This is a genomic window from Patulibacter sp. NPDC049589 (assembly GCF_040675535.1).
Lineage (GTDB): Bacteria > Actinomycetota > Thermoleophilia > Solirubrobacterales > Solirubrobacteraceae > Patulibacter.
Genome location: NZ_JBFAPC010000002.1, coordinates 52,873 through 72,243 on the forward strand (window position 1 = coordinate 52,873; position 19,371 = coordinate 72,243).

General features: G+C 71.9%; 16 protein-coding genes and 1 pseudogene. 9 read left to right on the forward strand and 8 right to left on the reverse strand.

The window, feature by feature from the left end; genetic code table 11:
* Positions 1-837: 837 nt before the first annotated feature.
* Positions 838-2,055: a hypothetical protein gene (locus AB0L40_RS00600; protein ID WP_364347631.1), complete on the reverse strand. Its 1,218-nt coding sequence runs from the start codon at positions 2,053-2,055 to the stop codon at positions 838-840.
* A 241-nt stretch (positions 2,056-2,296) separates the two neighbouring features.
* Between AB0L40_RS00600 and AB0L40_RS00605 the strand changes: the two genes are divergently transcribed.
* The 4 genes from AB0L40_RS00605 to AB0L40_RS00620 all read left to right on the forward strand — a co-directional run bounded on the left by AB0L40_RS00605 (position 2,297) and on the right by AB0L40_RS00620 (position 5,430).
* Positions 2,297-3,154, forward strand: a complete 858-nt coding sequence (locus tag AB0L40_RS00605) for a helix-turn-helix transcriptional regulator (RefSeq protein ID WP_364347634.1) — start codon at positions 2,297-2,299, stop codon at positions 3,152-3,154.
* An 11-nt stretch (positions 3,155-3,165) separates the two neighbouring features.
* Positions 3,166-4,098, forward strand: a complete 933-nt coding sequence (locus tag AB0L40_RS00610) for a helix-turn-helix transcriptional regulator (protein ID WP_364347637.1) — start codon at positions 3,166-3,168, stop codon at positions 4,096-4,098.
* A 268-nt stretch (positions 4,099-4,366) separates the two neighbouring features.
* Positions 4,367-4,972: a hypothetical protein gene (locus AB0L40_RS00615; protein WP_364347640.1), complete on the forward strand. Its 606-nt coding sequence runs from the start codon at positions 4,367-4,369 to the stop codon at positions 4,970-4,972.
* A complete protein-coding gene (locus AB0L40_RS00620) occupies positions 4,966-5,430 on the forward strand; it encodes a hypothetical protein (RefSeq protein WP_364347643.1) in 465 nt (154 codons plus the stop codon). The genes AB0L40_RS00615 and AB0L40_RS00620 overlap by 7 nt, the downstream gene beginning before the upstream one ends.
* A gap of 69 nt (positions 5,431-5,499) precedes the next feature.
* Here the strand turns inward: AB0L40_RS00620 and AB0L40_RS00625 are convergent, their stop codons facing one another.
* The 3 genes and pseudogenes from AB0L40_RS00625 to AB0L40_RS00635 all read right to left on the reverse strand — a co-directional run bounded on the left by AB0L40_RS00625 (position 5,500) and on the right by AB0L40_RS00635 (position 8,431).
* Complete coding sequence (locus tag AB0L40_RS00625) at positions 5,500-6,045, reverse strand: hypothetical protein (RefSeq protein WP_364347646.1); 546 nt, start codon at positions 6,043-6,045, stop codon at positions 5,500-5,502.
* Between the two features lie 487 nt (positions 6,046-6,532).
* Positions 6,533-7,681, reverse strand: a pseudogene (locus AB0L40_RS00630) (IS256 family transposase); the annotation flags it as partial.
* A gap of 444 nt (positions 7,682-8,125) precedes the next feature.
* A complete protein-coding gene (locus tag AB0L40_RS00635; RefSeq protein WP_364347649.1) occupies positions 8,126-8,431 on the reverse strand; it encodes a hypothetical protein in 306 nt (101 codons plus the stop codon).
* Between the two features lie 101 nt (positions 8,432-8,532).
* On the opposite strand from AB0L40_RS00635, the gene AB0L40_RS00640 reads away from it, so the two are divergent.
* Entirely contained in the window at positions 8,533-8,808 is a 276-nt protein-coding gene (locus AB0L40_RS00640; RefSeq protein WP_364347652.1) for a hypothetical protein, read from the forward strand.
* Positions 8,805-9,683 (forward strand): zeta toxin family protein, encoded by an 879-nt coding sequence (locus tag AB0L40_RS00645; RefSeq protein WP_364347655.1) that lies wholly within the window; start codon positions 8,805-8,807, stop codon positions 9,681-9,683. The genes AB0L40_RS00640 and AB0L40_RS00645 overlap by 4 nt, the downstream gene beginning before the upstream one ends.
* A gap of 455 nt (positions 9,684-10,138) precedes the next feature.
* Here the strand turns inward: AB0L40_RS00645 and AB0L40_RS00650 are convergent, their stop codons facing one another.
* Both AB0L40_RS00650 and AB0L40_RS00655 read right to left on the reverse strand, forming a co-directional pair.
* A complete protein-coding gene (locus AB0L40_RS00650; RefSeq protein WP_364347658.1) occupies positions 10,139-10,522 on the reverse strand; it encodes a response regulator in 384 nt (127 codons plus the stop codon).
* 186 nt (positions 10,523-10,708) lie between these two features.
* Positions 10,709-12,853 carry an MXAN_6640 family putative metalloprotease gene (locus AB0L40_RS00655; RefSeq protein WP_364347661.1) on the reverse strand — a complete coding sequence of 715 codons (2,145 nt, stop codon included), beginning with the start codon at positions 12,851-12,853 and terminating at the stop codon, positions 10,709-10,711.
* 71 nt (positions 12,854-12,924) lie between these two features.
* On the opposite strand from AB0L40_RS00655, the gene AB0L40_RS00660 reads away from it, so the two are divergent.
* The 3 genes from AB0L40_RS00660 to AB0L40_RS00670 all read left to right on the forward strand — a co-directional run bounded on the left by AB0L40_RS00660 (position 12,925) and on the right by AB0L40_RS00670 (position 16,370).
* Positions 12,925-13,839, forward strand: a complete 915-nt coding sequence (locus AB0L40_RS00660) for an NADP-dependent oxidoreductase (RefSeq protein ID WP_364347664.1) — start codon at positions 12,925-12,927, stop codon at positions 13,837-13,839.
* Complete coding sequence (locus AB0L40_RS00665; protein WP_364347667.1) at positions 13,836-15,233, forward strand: CoA transferase; 1,398 nt, start codon at positions 13,836-13,838, stop codon at positions 15,231-15,233. Before AB0L40_RS00660 ends, AB0L40_RS00665 begins: the two co-directional genes overlap by 4 nt.
* 243 nt (positions 15,234-15,476) lie before the next feature.
* Entirely contained in the window at positions 15,477-16,370 is an 894-nt protein-coding gene (locus AB0L40_RS00670; RefSeq protein ID WP_364347670.1) for an alpha/beta fold hydrolase, read from the forward strand.
* Positions 16,371-16,457: 87 nt separating this feature from the next.
* Here AB0L40_RS00670 and AB0L40_RS00675 read toward each other — a convergent pair whose 3' ends face one another.
* Both AB0L40_RS00675 and AB0L40_RS00680 read right to left on the reverse strand, forming a co-directional pair.
* Complete coding sequence (locus tag AB0L40_RS00675) at positions 16,458-17,477, reverse strand: sigma-70 family RNA polymerase sigma factor (protein WP_364347673.1); 1,020 nt, start codon at positions 17,475-17,477, stop codon at positions 16,458-16,460.
* Positions 17,478-17,611: 134 nt separating this feature from the next.
* Entirely contained in the window at positions 17,612-19,114 is a 1,503-nt protein-coding gene (locus AB0L40_RS00680; RefSeq protein WP_364347676.1) for a hypothetical protein, read from the reverse strand.
* Between the last annotated feature and the right edge of the window lie 257 nt (positions 19,115-19,371).

Sequence of the window (19,371 nt, forward strand, 5' to 3'; positions counted from 1 at the left end):
TTGGGCGAAGCATCAAGGTCTTTCGGATTCGTGGCGCGGCGGCGTCGCCTGCAGCGTCTCGGGGACGCGTGTCGGACGATGGACGGTTCATGTCGGATTGGGACGGGGGTCGCGGTCAGCGGGACGGAGGGATGCGTCACCGCCGTTCGGCCCTCGGACGGAAGACGTGGCGCCGCATCGTTTTTGAGACTCGCCGGGGCGGCGTCTTGCGTCGAGGTTCACCTTTCGGGGAGGGCCCGTTTCAGCGGCTGAATCGGTTCGTTTGCACGGGAAAGCGGGGCTCCTGGCGACGTTGTGGGTGGATCGTCGGGGGTTCAGCACCCCGGAGATGGTGGGCAGAGGCCTCCGAGTCTGGGCAGGCCTGTCGCGGATATCGCGTCGCCGGAGGGGAACGCAGACGTGCGGCGGCTGATCAGCCTGAGCGTCGTGCTTGCGTCTCGGTCCGGGCGTTCGGCAGGCTGGGATAGAGCGCCGCAGCGATCCGCGGCCGGTGCTCTGGATCGTGGGACAGAGCCTCACAAACGTCGGGGGCTGGCAGCGGCACGCCCACGAGAGCGAGCCGTCCAGCAGCTTCATCGCCGCGATGAGCGACGGGGTCACGGCGTGACCATCTGGGATCCGCGCCACGCTGCCCGCAAGCCCGACTCGCTTACCTCGGTCGCTGAGACCTCGCCGTTTCATCGAGCGACTCGAGTCAGGGCTTCGGCGTCAGACACGGTGTCGCCTTGGGCGGGCACGGCGGCCGTGGGCGTGGGCACCAGGCAGAGTCGTCATTCGGCCACAGTGCACCACTGTTCGCAAACGATGCTCTGGGATCACCCGACGATGTCTCTGGTGTTAGCCGCGGGGCCCCTGGCCCGGGCTGAGGGTCGTCGCGGACTTCGGGGCCGACGTGCCGACGCCGACGGAGCCGACGAACGTGACTACGCGTTGGTCGTGAGCGACCGTGAACTTGACGTCGTAGCGGCCGCGCTGGCGGGGCGCCCGGATCGTGGCCAGCTTGTGGCGTACCGTGCCGGTGGTCCGGCGCGTCGTCTTGCGCTTGCCGATCAGGGTCCAGGTGGCGGTGACGCGCTTGCCCTCAGCATTGAGCACCTGCACGGCAAAGCGGCCTCGCGCCGGGATCCGGCGCTTGGCAACGATCGGGGTGGTTGCCGGAATCGCCGCGACGTACGGAGAGGGCTGCTCGGTCTTGGTGATCGTGTTTCCGTGGAGGGTGTACGAGAGTTTGCGAAACGGGGCGCCGCTGCCTCGCACCTGCAACAAGCCGCACGATGTTGCCGGGCTCCCGTGCTGGTGGAAGTAGGCACGGTACGGCGTGACGCCGCCGAAATAGGACGGCATCAGGGTCCCGCCGCCCTCGACAGGAGGCCCGCTGAAGTCGAGCGGCCCGGTCTTGATGGCCGCGGTGTATGTGTTGACGATCTTCTTCACACCTTGGCCGGTCGCGAGACTCGAGGCCGACTGGCCGCCGAAGTCGCCGGCATACCCGAAGAAGCCAACCCACCCGTCCACTCCGCCGGAGAGCTTGAACCCTCTGTCGCACCGGCTGTTCGACGCACCGAACTCCTCGGCGGTGCCGAGAGGGGCGAAATTGGCGGGCAGGTCACCGTCGTCGGGCACGGCGTACTGCTGAATCGCCAGCTTCTGCTGGGCGAGGGCGTCGGCTGCGAAGCGCTTTGCTTCGGAGTACCGGCCCGTGACGGCCAGGATCCGCGTCGCGGAGAGGTCGAACCAGAGGCGGGTTGGCTCGGCGTCCAGCGTTGCCGCTTGAGACAGCAGTGGTTCGATCGTCGCCTCGGCACCCAACAGGTCTGACTGGGCGAGCAGCCGGTCGGCATGCTCCCACGTGGCCGTGAACTCCGGCGTCGGAGGGGCGGCGGCCGCAGCGGACGCCGTCGACACGAACGCGGCGATCGTAAAGACGGCTGCCGTCAAGCGGCGGGCTGGCGCGTCGTTTCGGCGCTTGGCGCTGAGCGCGGAGAGTGGGCGAAGCATCAAGGTCTTTCGGATTCGTGGCGCGGCGGCGTCGCGTACGGTGTCTCGACGTTGCATGTCGGACGATCGCCGGTCATGCCGGATTAGCATGAGGAAGTCGGTCGGCGGGACGGGATCAACGGATGCGCCCCGGCCGTTCGGTCATCGGACGGAAGACGTGGCGCCGCATCTGTGCTGGAGACTCGCGGGACCGGTGTCTTTCGTCGAGGTTCACCTTTCGGGGAGGGCTCGTTCCAGGGACTGAATCGGGTCGTTTGCACGGGAAAGCGGGGTGCGTCGTCCGTATACTCGCCGCCGCATGGGTGCGCCAGACCGATCATCGGATCGACACCAGACGGTCGTCGAGACGGCCACGATCCGGCTGCTGCGCTTGACGTTGTCGTTCGGCTGCGCCAGCTCGGTGGTGTCGCTCGTCGTCACGCTCGTCCCGTTCCGGAATGTCGGGACCGTGGCGCTGGCTTTCGCATGGGTCAGCGTGTGGGTGACAGCGTTCGTGGTTGCGCCGGTCACGGTGCGCCTGTTGCGCCGACGTCCGTGGCAGGTCGTGCTCGCGGTGGCGTTGGCCAGTGCGATCACGACCGCGATCACGGGCGGCACGGAGAGCCCGCTGCGGACCGAGGCCAGCTGGTTGGGCTGGGCACTGACGGTGACCGTCGGTGCCGTCTCGGTCCTGGCGATGGCGGCGGTGCTCTGCGCCTCGGTGCTCGCCGGGATGCTGATCGCCGACACGACGCTGCACGACGTCGTGGCGGGCCCGGATCGCTACACGTTGGTCACGGACGTCCTGAACCCCTTGGTGGTCGTCATGGCGGCGCTGGCGCTGGCCGGCGTCTTTCGGTCGGTGCTCGTCGATGCCGGGGGCGCGCTGTGGCGGATGCGCCACGGCGACGGCGCCGCGACCCCGGGGTTGCGCGCGCTGGTGGCCGGCCGTCGTGTCCTGGAGCTCCCCGGTCCCCGTCCTGACCCGGATCCGCTGACGCCGGCCCAGCGCGTCGTCGTCTCGTTGCTGGCTGACGGCCACACGCCCCAGCAGATCGCGCTGCTGACCGGTCGTGCCAACGACACGGTCTACGAGCACATCGCCAACGCCAAGAAGCGGGTCGGGGCGAGAACCATCGAGCACCTGATCGTGCGGTCCTGGCGGCAGCCGACGTGAACGACCAGTCCGTGGCTCCCGTCGTCACGAGGCCGGCCGAGGCGCGTCGGCTGGAGATCCGTCGTCCGGCGGAGCTCGTCGAGCTGGCCGAGCTGGTCTACCGCGGCGTCTTCGGCGTCGGCCTGGTGGTTGCCACAGGCACCGCCGGCTACGCGCTGCTGCTCGTGGCTCTGCAGTCCGGGGGCCACCGTGGCGTCTCGGTCGGGGTCTGCGTCGCGGTGCTGATCGGCGAGCTGGTGGCCGTCCGCCACCGGGTGGCGGTCTATCGCGCCCTGCGGCTGCGGCCGCCGCTGGTGCTGCTCCCCGCGGTCGGGTTCGCGGTGGGCTGTGGCCTGATGGGCGTGCACAACCAGCAGATGTTCTACGCGCTGACGCTGCTCTTCGGCGTCCTGAGCGTGGCGGTCCCTTTGCGATGGACCGCCGTCGCCGCCGTGATCGCCGCGATCGGTCTCGGTCTACCCCGGGCACTGGACGGCAACTGGCTCAACGCCGACGTGATCGCCGCGGTCGTGATCCCCGTCGTGTTCTGGCTGATCATCGAGCAGCTCGCGCGCTACATGCTGCGCCTGCACCACGCACTCACCGTCGATCCCGTCGACCCGCCACCGGTCCGGGTGCAGGCGTGGACGACTCCGGATCCCCCCGACGCTGTGGCCGGTGCGCAGTCCGGCGACGACCTGCGGCGTGCGGCGGTCGACGACGCCGAGCACGATGCAGACAGCGAGGCCCCGAACCTCGACGATGCCGGCCTCAACAGCCGACAGATGGAGGTCATCGCGTTGCGCTGCGAGGGGCTCACCGATCTCGAGATCGCTGCCTGCCTTCAGATGGGGCCTCAGCAGATCCGCCGGCACCTCCGCGTCGCGCGAGATCGCGTTGGCGTGCGCACCACGCCGCAGCTCGTCGCTTGGGCGATCCGCGTCGGGCTTGTGCCGCCGCCGTGAGTGGACGGGGTGGACGAACTCGGTTCTGCTCGCGAGACGCGGCGACCGGGGCTGCCTGTCGTCAAGGGATGGGCGGGCCGCTGGCGTCCCGCGTTCATCGTGGAAATCGACGGGCTCGTTCGTCTCGCCGGCCCTCCCCGAAAGGTGAACCTCGACGCGTGAGGCGAACCCCAGCAGAGTCTGGCGCTCAATGCCGCGCTCTGATTTGAAACTCAACATGCGGACAGGACGGAGGGCGCGTCGACCTCGCCACCGCGCTCTGACGATTGTGATCACTGCAGCCACAGTCGCTGGTGCGGTCGTTCCGGCCGCCGCGCTTGCCGATTTCTCGGACAACGGGCTGAAGTACTACGCCCTCACCGGCATCGGCGACGGGCTCGCTAAGAACTCGTCGTCGACGACGAAGACGACGAAGACGACCTACTGCCCCGGCCGTACCTACACGGTCAAGTTCACGCTCAAGAACGATGGCTACAGGGGGGTGACTCGCGGATTCCGGGCGCCGAAGCGCGTCTACGAGAACGTCCGGCTGTACCTCGGCACGAGGAAGGGCCTGACCATCACGAAGCCGCCTTCCGGCAGCGTCAAGGCCCCGGACACCTGGCTCGACGGCAAGCGGGACAAGGAGGGCATCCGGTACTGGCGGACGAAGATTTTCAGGTTGGCGGCCGGAGCGACGAGGACCTTCCGGTTCACACTGAAGCTCAATGCCGGCGCCAAGTCCACCAACGCCCAGCTGGTCGCGCTCTACGCGTCGGATCAGGTCGAGGACACCCAGCACGGTGGAACGCTCAACCCGGCAATGGTCGAGGGCACCGACGTGAGCGTGTTGCAGAGCAACGGGTACCTTATCCCGGTCTCGAAGCGATGCTGACGCGCGCGGGCGGGTACAGGCTGGATGCACCTGTCCGGTGGATCGTGCTCTTCGCGATCAGTATCGGTCTGGTTTCGTTCGCGCCGACCGCAGTAGCGGCTGGGCCGCAGACCACGAAGTGCGGCATTGGTGGCGAGCCGCTCGTACAGCAGGGGTTGCGCATCACGCTGGTCGAATGCCCGGCAACGATCAGTGCGACAGAGCCGACGCGGTTCCGCATCAAGCTGACGGCTCGTCGGACCATCAAGAATCTCAAGGTCTCGATGGTGGCGCACCTCAACGGGAAGCCGACCCGCTACAAGGCGAAGCTTTTCCGCAAGGGACGCTCCAAGACCCTGACCTACTGGCTGGAAGCCCCGGAACGCTACGCCGAATACGGCGAAGTGCCGATCGAGGTGACCATCAAGGGCCAGCGAGTCAGCGTGCTCCTGCTCTGCAACGCAAAGATTGGGAACTGACTCTGTCTGAACAGCGACACGATCTGCCTTGGTGGATCGTGTCGTTCAGCCTGAGCGAAACACGGGCGATCAGTAACTCGGTGGCACTTCGGTCTCGCGTACGGGGACGTACGAGGCGTTGCTGCGGTTGTGGACGTAGTTCGTGAGCATCTGGTCGCGGGGGAGATTGAACGTCTCGGCGGGCGTGGTGACGTCGCTGGCGGTGAGATCCGCTCCGGTGGTGCGGAGTGGGTAGAGCTTGTTGGCGAAGGTCGGGCCGTTGACGGTCAGGGGCTGGGCGCAGTCGGCGATCGTGAGCGCCTGGACGTTGCGAGCGGCGGTCGGGGTTTTGCCGGCGGAGGTGTTCTTGGTGTCGCAGGTGATGAGGTTGCGTCCGGCGACGAGCCAGGCGTCGATGCGGGTGACGCCGGCGCCGATGACGATGTCGCAGTCGGCGAGCAGGATGATCCGCGGGATCTGGGTGAGGTCGGCGTAGGTGTCGGTGACGGAGTCGGGCTGGCCGGGCACGAAGTCGTACTTGATGTCCTGGTTGATCGCGATCGAGCCTCGGCCGTTGCAGTCGTCGGTGCCCTTGCTGGCGCGAAGGACGATGTCGCGGCCCTTGAACGAGGCCAAGGCAGAGGTCGGCGAGGCGGCGGCATCGAGTTTGAGGTCGCCGTCGCGGATGCTGACGCGCCGGTGCTTGTCGCCACGTTCGACCTTGTCGTCGCTCGGGGCGAGGCGCGAGATGTCAACGGTCGGTCCGACTGCCGTCAGTTGCGTCGTCGGGATGGTCTGCGTGAGCTGGAAGAGCTGCTGGGTCGGTGCGAGCGGTTCTTCGTGCCCGGGTAGCTGTAGGCGCCGGTGCCGGGGGTGTTGCCGAACGCCAGGCGGGTGTTGCCGTTCTGCGCCGAGGGGATCGTGGCGGTGCCGATGGCGAGGCTGCCGGAGGCAAACGCGCCGTACTCGACCCAGGAGCCGTAGAGGTTCGCCGAGCGACCGTTGAACAGGGACGACGGGTTGGCGCCGACGATGCTCGGGGCGCCAGCGGTCTGGATCTTCTTCGCGAGACTGTCCGTTGTTCTGCGTGTGGGGCCGGCTGTTGTGGATCGTAGTGGTGGGGTCAGTCGTGGTCGGGGTAGCGGTCGCCGAAGTGGATCTTCAGCGCGAGGCGGGCTGCTGCCCAGCCGTAGGTGCGGCGCCATTTCGTCTCGGCGCGGGTGATCGCGAGGTAGATCAACTTCGAGGCGGCTTGCTCGTCGGGGAAGTGGCCGCGGGTCTTGATGACCTTGCGGATCTGGCGGTTCAAGGCTTCGATCGAGTTGGTCGTGTAGACGATTCGGCGGAGCTCGTCGGGCAAAGCGAGGAACGGTGTGATCTGGTCCCAGCGCTCGCGCCAGGACGGGCCGATCATCGGGTACTTCTGGCTCCTGCGGCTTCGAATCGCTCGAGTTGCACGAGCGCGTCGTCGGCGTCCAGGGCGGTGTAGATCGGCTTGAGGTCCCGGGCGACGGCCTTGCGGTCCTTGTCGGGCACGTACCGCAGGCTGTTGCGTATCTGGTGCACGATGCAGGTCTGCGTCCACGCTTTCGGGAACACGGCCTCGATCGCGTCTTGGAACCCGGCGAGGCCGTCGCAGCAGGCGATCAGCACGTCGTTCACGCCGCGGCGTTTGAGGTCGGTGAGGACGGAGCCAGAACTTCGCGCCCTCGTTGTCTTGCCACCACAGCCCGAGCGTCTCGCGGGTGCCATCGGTCGTGACGCCGATGGCGAGGTAGCACGCCCTCGTCGTGACGGACCGGTCCGCGCGCATCTTCACGTGGATCGCGTCGAGGTACACGATCGGGTAGACCGGGTCCAGCGGCTGGGCCCGCCAGGCCTGCACGTCGTCGAGGACAGCGTCGGTGACTTGCGAGATCGTGTCGCGCTTGACGCGGCCGACGCCGTAGATCTCGGCGAGCTGGTGCTCGATCTCGCGCACCGACATGCCGCCGGCGTACATGCCGACGATCTGCTCGTCCAGGCCACCGACGCGGGTCTGGCGCTTGCGCACGATCTCCGGGTCGAAATCGCCCGCTCTGTCGCGTGGCGTGCGGACCCGCGTGTCGCCCAGCGGCGTGGCAACGGTCTTCTCGACGTGTCCGTTTCGGTGGTTCGGGCCGCCGAGGCCGTCCGGCGGCGCCTGGCCCTTGGGGTAGCCGAGGTGCGCGTTCATCTCGCCCTCCAGCGCGGCCGACAGCAGTCGTCCGGCGAGCTGCTGCAGCAGGCCGCCCTGGCCGGTGACGTCGCCGGGCGCCGGCCGCGTCGCCGGGGCCGTCGTTCCCGCTCGCCCTACGGGCTCGCGCGCTCGACGGCCCCGGCGACGCTACAAGCGCCACTGGTCGTCCCGACCCCTACACACAGTTCCCCGGACAGACCCTGCACGCCGACGATCCGCCGCCGGCTAGGCGTCGTCGACCTGCTCCATCGCCTCTGCCACCGAGTCCTCTCCGAGGTTCACCCGGAGGATCGCGACGAGTTCTCGTGCCTCGCCCTCGGTGAGATTGATCCACGTGGTCCGCTCCTCCTCCGGCCACCCCTCCGGTGCTTTGAGGTCGAGGACCGAAAGGTCGATGCCGCCACCCGGGCGACGCAGGTCCTCGATCTCGATCAGTGTGTGGCGTCATCGCCGCCAGCCCACAGCTTCCAACGCTTCCGCACGGCCATAGATCAGATTCTAGGCCGACGCTCCGACCTCATCACTGCCCGCGCCCACTTCCACCATCGCGGTGCATGCCTGACTGACCACTTCCGCCGCGCAGCGCACCGCGGCCCGACTGGCGAAGAGCAGATCGCCTTGCCGGATCAAGCCGAACTCCTCCAGGCGCGTGATCGCGTCGCGGACATCCAACACGCTCCAGGGTGCCGGTGGCCCACGTTCGCGAATCGCCTCCAGCGGCGTGAGCGGCGCAGGACGACACTCCAGAAGAAGAAGCAGCAGCAGCGCAGCCTCGGCTGCGGTTCCAGACAGGCGGGAAGTCATGGCTGGCGACGGTCGGGCTGTGCGCCCCGTGGCGCCCATTTACTACCACAGCACACTAGCAACATTCACAAAGCTGAATCACCATGGTACAATACCTATATATGGCGGCGAATCATGAAACAACATCCCGCATCGAGCTTGACAACGAGACGGCCTTCGAAGTGGCGTGGGGCATGGTCAGTGATCGCATCTCCGCGGCTGCCGCAGAGCTGTATCAACACGCAGAGGGCACCCCAGAGGCGCGGGAGCAGCACGCGCGCATCCACCGGCTGATCGACATCCGTGACAGCCTGAGCCCCGACCGTCGCGACGCACTCGATGTCGTGATGGCGCTCGTGCCGGCACTGAGCGAGCCGACGGAGCCAGCGCGGGCGTGACCGACGGCGAGCACGCCGCACACGACCGCTACGTTCTCGGGGAGACCGAACGACGTGCGGTCTTCGTGCGCGGCATCGTTCCCCACGAGCTGGAACGAGCCCAGCGCGTACCGCGCCCGCGCGTCGTCTACATCGGTGGCCAGCCTGGCGCAGGCAAGTCGGCCCTACAAGACCGACTCCGCGACCAGCTCGAAGCAACCGACGGCCGCCACTCGGTCCTGGAGATCAACAACGATCGGTTCCGGCTCTACCACCCGCGCTACCGAGAGCTGCAACGCATCGACGACCAGCGCGCCTCGGTTCTGACGAACCCCGACGCCAACGCCTGGGTCGACCTGGCGATCGACGCCTCCCGCACCATCCGCTCGCACGTCTTCCTCGAGAGCAGCCTCCGCCGCACCGACGAGATCCTGAAGACCACCCGCGGCTACCGCGACGCCGGCTTCGGCGCCGAGCTGCACCTGGTCGTCACCCACCCGCTGATCAGCCGGATCTCAGTCGCCGAGCGCTATCTCGGCCAGATCGACACCGGCCAACCCGGACGGTACGTCGTCACCGACACTCAGCAGGAAGCGATCGACCTCCTTCCCCGATCTCTGCGCGCCCTCGCGGACTCAGGGCTCTTCAGCATGATCGGCCTCCATCAACGCAGCGGCGTCGACATCCTCACCGGCACGCCCGGGCCATGGCTGACGCCGGACGCGATCGTCGATGCCTACCGCGCCGCCGTGGCGGAGCAGGCGGCAGCACTCGAGCGCACGAAGCTGCTGCGCCGCGTCGAGGTCGCCTTGGCACAGGCCGAGCACTACGGCCGACGCGAGTGCGCCGTGGACCTTCGGCGGCTGCGAGGCGACGTCGAGGGCATCGACCGGTAGCACGACCGCTTGCGTGTCGTTGCGTCGTGGCGTTATCGGATGAGTCGATACCGATGATGCACGTCACGCCGGAGCTTCGGCGATTCGCCCGTCGCGTGGCGCCGGAGCGCGGTCGTGATCGTCGAGGCGGGAAGTGGATGCCCGACCTGCTGCTCGAGGATGTGACGTACTTCGGAGGGGCACAACGCTCGTCGGTGCTCGCCGAGCACGCGAAGCACAGCATCGGCGGCCCAGCCGGGGCGGAGCGGGGTCGCGCCCGGCCTCTCCAGCGAGTCGGCCGGTTCGCCGGCGAGCAGCTTCGCGCGGTGCCCGTTCAGCGTCCTCCACGCCTCCGTCGTCGCGGGGGTTGAAAGGGCACCGACGAGCCCCACCTCCGAGCACCGGCCCCCGCAAGGGTGCCGGTGTCGTTCTCGGGAGAGTCGGTCGCCGGGACGGCCGGGCCCCGGCGACGAGGATCAGGCCGGGAGCGCCCGGCGCCGGGACGGCGGTCCGGTTCCGTGGAGCTCGTGGTCGATCTCCTCCATCGCGTGCTCCAGGCGGAGCATCGTCGCGACGACGTCGCGCGCGCCGGACCGGATGGCCGCGATCACGTTGACGTCCTCACCCGCCCGGGTGCAGGCGATGACCCGCGCGTCGGGGTCGACCTCCATGATCCGCCGCATCGCCGCGACCCCGGCGAGGTCCTCCATCGCGACGTCGATCGCGCAGACGTCGGGTCGCAGCACGCGGTAGTGCGCCACCGCGTCCGCCGGTCCCGACGCCTCGCCGACAACGTCGTGTCCGGCCCGTCGCAAGCGGTCGGTCACCACCTTGCGGGCGTCCAGCATGTCCTCAACCACGAGTACCCTGGCCAACGAACCACGTCCTCTCGTCTCGTCCGTGAGTGCACGGCTCGCGCCGCACGACGACACCATCCGTGGCGTCGTCGTCCGGGGGATCGGCGGGACGCGGGCGAACACCCACGTGGATAGAACGGGCGTCTAGCCGCCGGCCCTGGCGCGTCGACGTTCGTCGGGGACGCCGGATCAGGGTCGGACGGTCAGCGTCTGCCGGATGGTCTGCGCGCTGCCCGCCGCCGGAGCGAAGCGCAGGACGAGCGTGACGCGCCGGCGGGACCTGCGCTTCAGGAGCCGGCGGCCGGCGGCCGTGGTGCGGATCGTGAAGCGCGCGCGCCCCGCGCCGGTCGCGCGGGTGGTGCCGGTGGCGACGGTCCGGCCGCCGGAGGTCACCGTCACGGTCAGCCGGCCGGCGCCCGGGGCACCGAACGCGAGGCCGGTGAGGCCGCGCCGCAGCCGGGCGACGCCGTGGTTGCGCAGGCGTGTCGCGATCGTGGACCGCGTGGTGCGCAGCGGGGCCAGCACGGTCGTGGCGGACAGCGTCGTCGCCTTCGGAACGGTGGTGCCCGTCGTGCTCGTGGACCCCGTCGTCGCGGTGGTGGAGGGGACCGGCGGCTTCGTGCCGGTCGCGGTCGGGGTGGGAGTCGCCGCTGCCGTCGTCGTCGTGGTCGCGCCGGTCGTCGTCGTGGTGCCGGGGTCGGTGGCGGGCGTGTCCGGGCCGACGGCGACCGCGTACTGCGCGCGGTCGGCGAGGAAGGTCCAGTCGCCCGTCGTCGAGCTCCAGCCCTTGCCGACGTCGACCCGCGTGTCGGTGTTCGCCACGACGGCCGTGACCCGCGAGAAGCCGGTCAGCCCCGTGAGCAGCACGGTGCCGGTGCCGCCCGCGGGCAGGTCCGTCCGCTGGACCGTCGTGGTCCCGGTCAGGGCGTCCCCGGTGCGGCCGACGAGGGCGATCGACGACGCCACGCCGACGGGCGCCGTGACCGTCAGGCGCGCGGAGCCCGTGCCGTTCTGCGGGACGGCGTAGAGGCGGTAGGCGAGGTGGTCCAGGGGCGTGGTGGCGCCCGTGGCCGGGAGGGCGCTGCGGGTGACGTCCGGCACGCCGTAGGTCTCGAACAGGGGCTGGTCGTGGAACCCGGAGCCCGCGGTGCGCCACTCGGCGGTCGCCGCCGCGAACGCGCCGAACTGCTTCGAGACGGACGACGAGAGCGGCGCGAGCCGGGAGTCCAGCGCGTCGACCGCGTAGTCCTCCGGCGTCGCGGTCTCCATCGCGTTCCACGCCTGGCGGATCCCGTCCGCGCCGAGCGTGGTGCGGTCCGCCAGCCAGTGCACGAAGAGGCTGCTCCCGTAGACCTTGTTCGCCTGTGAGATCTCCGTCTGGGTCGCGCCGGAGGCGGGCGGCGTGAAGAACGTCGTGATCGGGTAGTCCGGAATCGTCGCCCAGCGCGGCAGGTAGTTGATCCAGTCGTTCCCGTCCGGGTAGACCTGGTCCTCCATCCACGTCGCCGTCGCCTCGCCGATCCAGGTGTCGAAGGAGACGTCGGTCGCGAACTGCAGGACGTGGTTGTACTCGTGGGCGGCGGTGACCTGGAGCGGGACCAGGTAGTCGTCGTAGCTCGGGAACTCCGCCGGCGAGTAGTCGTTGTCCATCGCCATGTAGGCGGAGAAGTGGACCGAGTTCGCCGGCGAGGCCGTCTCCGGCGCGGCGTATCCGAAGACGCCGTCGTCGCCGATGTCGCCGATGTAGACGTCGAACTGGCCCGAGGCCCCGACGCCGCCGACGGCACCGGTGCTCCCGTCGCTGACCGGTGCGCGCCACTGGAGGTCCGTGTTCTCCTTCGTGGCGACCGTCTCGAACTCGCGCAGCATCGCGTCGACGTAGTCCGGGACGCCGTTGCCACCCGGGACGGCGACCCCCGCCGCGTTCTTGGCGTCGGCGAGGCTCGGCGCGTCGGGTCCCGTCGTCACCCAGTGGATGCAGAAGCGGGTGCTGCAGGTCAGCTCCTCGGTCCGGCCGGCGTAGCTCAGGAACTCGTCGCCGCCGGTGGAGCTCGGCCGGGCCAGCAGCCCGTTCGCCTTCGCGGTGTCCTGCGGCCCGAGCTCCGACCTCGTGGCGGCGAGGTCGCGCAGAGCGATCGTCAGGTCGCCGCCCGCGGGGTCGCCGGTCGTCGCCTGTTCGACCCGCCGCAGCGCGTCGCGTGCGGCGGCGTGGGTCCGCTCGACCGCCGCGCCGGCCGGTGCGGCGGCCCCGGCGAGGCCGATCGCAAGGGCCCCCAGCACGCCGCCGGTGACGGCGATCGCGCGGGGCCGCCGTGGTCCTCGCCCGAATCGCATCGCCGGATCGTAGGGCGGCGCGTGCGCCGTGGCACGCGATTCCCAGGGATTCCCAGGGTAGGGTCGACCGCATGTCCAGCGCGATCCGCTTCTCGAGCTACGGCGACCCCGACGTCCTGGGACTCGACGACGTGCCCGACCCGGTGCCCGGTGCCGGCCAGGTGCTCGTGCGCGTACGGGCCGCGGGCGTCAACCTCGCGGACTCCAAACGGCGCCGGGGGCTGTGGTCCGGCGGGAAGGACCTGTCCGCCCCGACCGGCGTCGGGTTCGACCTGGCGGGCGTCGTGGAGGCGGTCGGCGAGGGCGTCGCGTCGCCGGCGGTCGGCGACGAGGTCTTCGGGACCGGCACCCACACCTACGCGGAGCTCGCGCTGTCGACGCCCGCTCAGCTGGCGCTCCGGCCGGCAGAGGTCCCGTGGGAGGTCGCCGGGGGCGTCGGCGTGGCCGGCCGCACCGCGTACCGGGTCTTGCGCCAGCTGGAGGTCGGGCCGGGGGACACCCTGCTGATCCACGCGGCCGCCGGCGGCGTCGGGATCATCGCGACGCAGCTCGCGATCGCCTGGGGCGCGTCGGTCGTCGGCACCGCCGGGCCCGACAACCAGGCGTTCGTCCGCGAGCTCGGCGCCACGCCCGTCCGTTACGGCGACGGGCTCGCCGAGCGCGTGCGGGCGGCCGCGCCCGACGGCGTCGACGCGGTCCTCGACGCGTCGGGGCGCGGCGAGCTCGGCGTCTCCGTGGAGCTGGCGGGCGGGCCCGAGCGCGTGATCACGATCGCTGCGAGCGACGCCAAGGAGCACGGCGTGCGGTTCTCCGACAGCGACAAGGGCGTCGACGTGACCGACGCGTTCCCCGAGCTCGGCCGTCGGCTGGCGGCCGGCGACGTCGTCCTCCCGGTCTGGCGGACGTACCCGCTGGCCGAGGCCGCGGAGGCGCACCGGGCCAGCGAGAACGGACACCTCCGGGGCAAGATCGTCCTGCTGCCGTGAGCCCGGGGGAGCGTCGCCTCCGCGCGCTCCTGCAGGAGCTGCGGCTCGACCTGCCCGCAGCCGCGGCCACGATCCGCGGCGCCGACCCGGTCCTCGCCTGCCGCTACCCGCTGGGCGAGGCCGCGGCGGCGGTGCACGCCGCGGTCGGGTTGCAGGCGGCGCGGATCGGCGAGGACCGCGGGTTGGCACCCCAGACCGTCGCGGTCGACGTCGCCCACGCGGCCGCCTCGCTGCGGGGGTTCCTCGACCAGGTCGTCGACGGGGAGACGCTCGACCCCGATCCGACCGGCCGGCTGCCGGGCGTCGGGCTGTTCGCCGCGCAGGGCGGCTGGGTCCAGACCTACGGCGCGTTCCCGCCGCTGCGGGAGCGGACGCTCGGCGTCCTGCGCTGCGACGACGACCGCGGCGCGATCGCCCGCGCCGTCGCCGGGTGGGACGCCGACGCGCTGGTCGACGCGCTGGTGGACGCCGGGGCGCCCGGCGCGACCGTCGGGACGGCCGCGGAGTGGGAGGCCTCCGACCAGGGCCGCGCGCTGCGGGCGCTGCCGCTCGTCGTCCTTGAGCGGATCGGCGACGCGCCGCCCGAGCCGTTCCCGGCCCTGCGGGATCCGCGGCCGCTGGACGGCGTGCGCGTCCTGGACCTCACGCGGATCATCGCCGGGCCCGCCTGCGGGCGGACCCTGGCCGAGCACGGCGCCGAGGTCCTGCAGATCGCCTCGCCACGGCTGCACAGCGTCCGCCGCGCCGCGATCGAGACGAGCCCCGGCAAGCGGGTCGTCCACCTCGACCTCACCGACCCGGGGTCGCTGGCGGCGCTCCGGGCGCTCGTGCCGGCCGCCGACGTCCTCTGCCAGAACGCCCGGCCCGGCGCGCTCGGCCGGCGGGGCCTGGGGGCGGAGCAGCTGGCGGAGCTGCGGCCGGGGATCGTCTACGTCTCGACCGACACCTACGGCCACGTCGGCCCGTGGCGCCTGCGGCCGGGCTTCGAGCCGCTCGCCCAGGCCGGCGTCGGCTGGGCGGACGAGCACCGCGACGCCGAGGGCCGGCCGACGATCGTGCCGGCGCTCCCGTGCGACTACGCCACCGGGTACCTGGCGGCGCTCGGCGCGATGGCCGCGCTGCGCCGGCGGGTGATCGAGGGCGGCAGCTGGCACGTGCGCACCTCGCTGGCCCGGACCGCGATGTGGTTCCGCGACCAGGAGGGCCGCGTCGACCCCGCGGGCGCCCCCGGGACGCCGGCGGCCGCGACCGCCGGCCGGCGGATCCGGCTGGACGGCGGCTTCGGTGCCGTCGACCAGCTGGCGCCGGCCGTGACGATGTCCGGCACCCCGCCGCGCTGGGCGACTCCGGGCGGGCCGCCCGAGGACGGTCCGCCGGCGTTCCTGCCGCGGTGAGGATCGCGCCCGTCTCCCGAGGGGCCGGCCGGGCCGGCGGCCGCGGCGGGCGGCAGAGGCCGACGGGGCGAGGGCCGCTGCTGCGCTCGGCGCGTATGCCCGGGACGCATGGACCTGCACGCCACGCATAGGGCCCGCGTGAGGCGAACACCGTCGCCGGCCGGGATCGCCGGGCCACGGGCCGCGCCGCGGCATGGGTCGCGAGCACCTCCGCGGCGGGCCGCGGGCGGACTAGCCTGGGTCATGGCCGAGCGGACCGAGATCACCTTCCCGTCGGGCGACGCGCACTGCGCCGCCTACCTCTACCGGCCCGAGGGGGCCGCGGGCGACGTGCCGTGCGTCGTCATGGCGCACGGCTTCAGCGCCACCCGCGACGACCGGCTGCCGGCCTTCGCCGAGCGCTTCCGGGCCGCGGGGCTGGCCGTCCTGCTCTTCGACTACCGGCACTTCGGGGCCAGCGGGGGCACGCCGCGGCAGCTGCTCGACGTCGGCCGGCAGCACGACGACTACCGCGCGGCCGTCGCGCACGCCCGGGGACTCGACGGCGTCGACCCCGAGCGCGTCGCGCTCTGGGGGACGTCGTTCAGCGGCGGGCACGTGGTCGCCGTCGCGGCCGGGGACCGGCGGATCGCCGCCGTCGTCTCGCAGGCGCCCTACGCCGACGGGATCCCGACCGTCGCGCTCGTGCCGCCGAAGAACGTGGCGCGGTTCGCGGTCGACGGCCTGCGCGACCGGCTCGGGGCGCTCGCGGGTCGGCCGCCACGCCTGATCCCCGCCGTCGCGGCGCCGGGCGGCTACGCGGTCATGACCGCGCCGGAGGCCGAGCCCGGGTTCGCGTCGATCTCGGCCCCGGACGGCCGCTGGGAGAACGCGGTCGCGGCCCGACTGATGCTGACGATGGCGCTCTACCGGCCCACGACCTCGGCGGCGAAGGTGACCGCGCCGCTCCTGGTCTGCGTCTGCGACGAGGACCAGACCACCCCGCCCGGGCCGGCGGTGGCGATGGGCGGCAAGGCGCCGCTCGGCGAGGTCCTGCACTACCCGATCGGCCACTTCGAGATCTACGTCGGCGAGCCGTTCGAGCGGGCGGTCACGGACCAGACGGCGTTCCTGCGCCGCGTGCTCGACGTCGGCTGACGTCCGCGCCGCCGCTGCCGCGCGAGCCCGCCGTCGCCGCGGCGGGGACGCCGCCCGCCGGCGGCGTCGCGCCGCGGTCCGTGGCTCCTACAGCGGCGCGAGCACCGCCGTCGACGCGCCGCGCAGCTCCTCCGGCAGGCCGAACTCGGTGAACAGCCGGGTGTCGAGGAAGTTGTGGATGCCGACGATCCGGCCGTCGGCGATCTCGAGCACCGCGATCGACCACGGGCGGAAGACCTCGGGGTCCTCCGTCGGCTTGTAGGCGCCGAACGCGGGGGAGCCGCTGGCGACCGTCGGGACCAGCCGCGAGCCGCGGCACGCGGCGCCCGTCGTGCGGAGGAACGCGGCGACCTGCTCGGGACCGCGCAGCCAGAGCTCCAAGGGCGGCATCTGGAAGGTCGCGTCCTCGTGCAGCAGCGCGACGAGCGCGTCGACGTCGTAGCGCTCGAAGCAGTCGACGTAGCGGTCGACGAGCTCGCGGTCGCCGTCACCGAGCGCGGTCAGGTCGTCGGACGGGGCGACGGTGTCGAGCGTCGCCCGCGCCCGCTGCAGCGCGCTGTTGACCGACGCGACGGTCGTCTCCAGCAGGTCGGCGACCTCGATCGCGCTCCAGTGCAGGACCGTGCGCAGGACGAGCACCGCGCGCTGGCGCGGCGGCAGGTGCTGCAGGGCCGTGACGAAGGCCAGGCGGATCGTCTCGCGGCCCGCGGCGATGTCGGCCGGGTCGCCGCTGGACGGCAGGATGCGGGCGTCGGGCACCGGCTCGATCCAGGTGTTCTCCGGCAGACCGCCGAGGGCGCCGTCGGCGGTCGACGACGGGCCGAGGTCCATCGGCCGGGCGCGCTTCTTCGTGCCCTGCAGCGCGTCCAGGCAGACGTTCGTGGCGATCCGGTAGAGCCAGGACTTCAGCGCGGCGCGGTCGCTGAGCTTGTCCGACTTGCGCCAGGCGCGGACCATCGTCTCCTGCACCGCGTCCTCGGCCTCGAACCACGAGCCGAGCATCCGGTAGCAGTAGCCCGTGATCGCGGGGCGGAAGGTCTCGAGCTCCAGCTCGAGTCCCGGCGCCGCGGGGCGGCTCGTCGCGGATGCAGCCGTGCGGGGGACCATCGCCCGATCCTAGGGCCGGTGTGCGCGGTCCACCAGGGTCAGATGTCACAAGGTGGTGGCCGTGCAGGTCGCCGCCGGGGAGTGGCGACGCGCCACGGGTCCGGCCCGCCCGCCGGCCCGGCGGGGCCCGGGGGTCAGAGCGCGAAGCCCCCGGCGCCGTCGAGCTCCACGGGGCCGTCGATCGGGTCCGAGCCCAGCAGGGTCGCGAGCACGCCCGCGTCCTCCGTGCGGCCGAAGCCCCGGCGACCGTCGGCGTCCAGCGCGACGACGGACCCCACGGCGGGGGCGCCGTCACGGTCGTAGGCGGCCGTGAACGTCTCCACCGTCCACGTGCCCGACGGGGCGGAGGCGATCTCGCGGGTCGGCGTCGCGTCGACCGTGGCCTGGACGTCGTGGTGGGCGTACGGGACCGACGGCGGGGTCGCGGAGAGGAGTGCGAGACCGTGCTTGGTCAGGTACCAGCCGACGGCGCTGGCCAGCGCGAGGTCGTCCGGCCGCTCGCGTGCCCGGTCGGCCAGGGTGGCGATCGAGTGCGTGACGTAGTTGTTGGCGGGGCCGCCGAAGAGGGCCAGGCCGCCCGTGACGCTGAGCGGGCGGGCCGGGTCGTCGACGACGAGGCCGAGCTCGTTCGCGCCGACCTGGACCGCGCACGGGAAGCAGGAGTAGAGGTCGACGAGCGCGACGTCGTCCGCCGTCGTGCCGGTGTGGTCGAACAGCGCGCGGCCGGACGCGGCGATCGCGGGGGAGCGGTCGAGGTGCTCGCGCTCGCCGACGAACCAGTGGTCCGACGCCGCGGCGGTGCCGTGGACGAAGACCCAGCGGTCGCGGGGGATGCCGGCGGCCTCGGCGGCCTCGACGCTCGTCAGCAGGAGCATCGCGGCCTGGTCGACGCCGATGTCGGCGTTCATGTGGCGGGTGTACGGGTCGCTGATCAGGCGGTTCCGCGGCCCGGGGGTCGCCAGCTGCTCGGCGGTCATCGCCTCGCGGGCCCAGCCCTGGGGGTGCTCGGCGGCCAGCGTGCTGTACCGCGCCCACCACTCGCCGATCCACGCGCGCTGCTCCTCGGTGCTGCGGCCGGCGGCGTGGCGCAGCCGGTGCTCGAAGAGCGGGTAGTACGAGATCGGGAACGCGAGGCCGGCGGCGAGCTCGGCCTCGTGCGACGGCGGGCGGTCGGTGCCGAGGACGCGGGTCGGTGCGGTGCCCTCGGGCTGCAGCTCCCAGCCCGTCGAGCCGCCGGACATCATCGCCGCGCGGAACGCCGTGCCGACCTCGCCGCCGCCGAGCAGGGCGACGTCGAGCTCGCCCGCCGCGATCCGCTGCGCGGCGTCGGCCAGGAGCGCGATCGGGCTGTTGCCGCCGATCACCGTGCGGACCGTCTCCCGCGGCGCGATGCCGAGCTCGCGGGCCACCAGCGCCCCGGGGTCGGGGACCGGCCAGCAGAAGACGTCGACGATCCCGAGGCTCTCCACCTTCTGCAGCAGCGCGTCGCCGCCGGGGCCGGCGTCCGCGGCCGCCGCCCGCGCGGCCTCGACCATGAGGTCCAGCGGCGTCCGGGTCGTGACCTCGCCCTTCGCGGGCCGGTCCGTGACCTGCCCGGTGCCGACGAGGACGGGAGTGCGCGGGTCGATCGTGCTCACGCCCCCATCATGCCGTGCGTGAGCGGGAAGTGCCACGTCCTACTTGTCGCCTCGCGGTCCCCGGGGTCGCACCCGGGCGATTGCCCGCCGCAGCCGGGCGGCCCACGGGTGAGCATCGACTCCTGGACCCCAGAGGTGCAGAAGTCGATGCTTCGGCCCACGAGCGGCGGCCTACGCACCGCGCCGCGGAGAGTTGGCGCGCAAACGCTCGCCCGTTGTGACGTGAGCGCAACGTGCGCGGGCGTACGGTCGCCCCA

Coding starts and splice junctions, on each gene's coding strand:
- AB0L40_RS00600 (WP_364347631.1), bottom strand. CDS start 2,055: ATGCAACGTCGAGACACCGTACGCGACGCCGCCGCGCCACGAATCCGA.
- AB0L40_RS00605 (WP_364347634.1), top strand. CDS start 2,297: ATGGGTGCGCCAGACCGATCATCGGATCGACACCAGACGGTCGTCGAG.
- AB0L40_RS00620 (WP_364347643.1), top strand. CDS start 4,966: ATGCTGACGCGCGCGGGCGGGTACAGGCTGGATGCACCTGTCCGGTGG.
- AB0L40_RS00635 (WP_364347649.1), bottom strand. CDS start 8,431: ATGACTTCCCGCCTGTCTGGAACCGCAGCCGAGGCTGCGCTGCTGCTG.
- AB0L40_RS00640 (WP_364347652.1), top strand. CDS start 8,533: ATGGCGGCGAATCATGAAACAACATCCCGCATCGAGCTTGACAACGAG.
- AB0L40_RS00655 (WP_364347661.1), bottom strand. CDS start 12,853: ATGCGATTCGGGCGAGGACCACGGCGGCCCCGCGCGATCGCCGTCACC.
- AB0L40_RS00660 (WP_364347664.1), top strand. CDS start 12,925: ATGTCCAGCGCGATCCGCTTCTCGAGCTACGGCGACCCCGACGTCCTG.
- AB0L40_RS00670 (WP_364347670.1), top strand. CDS start 15,477: ATGGCCGAGCGGACCGAGATCACCTTCCCGTCGGGCGACGCGCACTGC.
- AB0L40_RS00675 (WP_364347673.1), bottom strand. CDS start 17,477: ATGGTCCCCCGCACGGCTGCATCCGCGACGAGCCGCCCCGCGGCGCCG.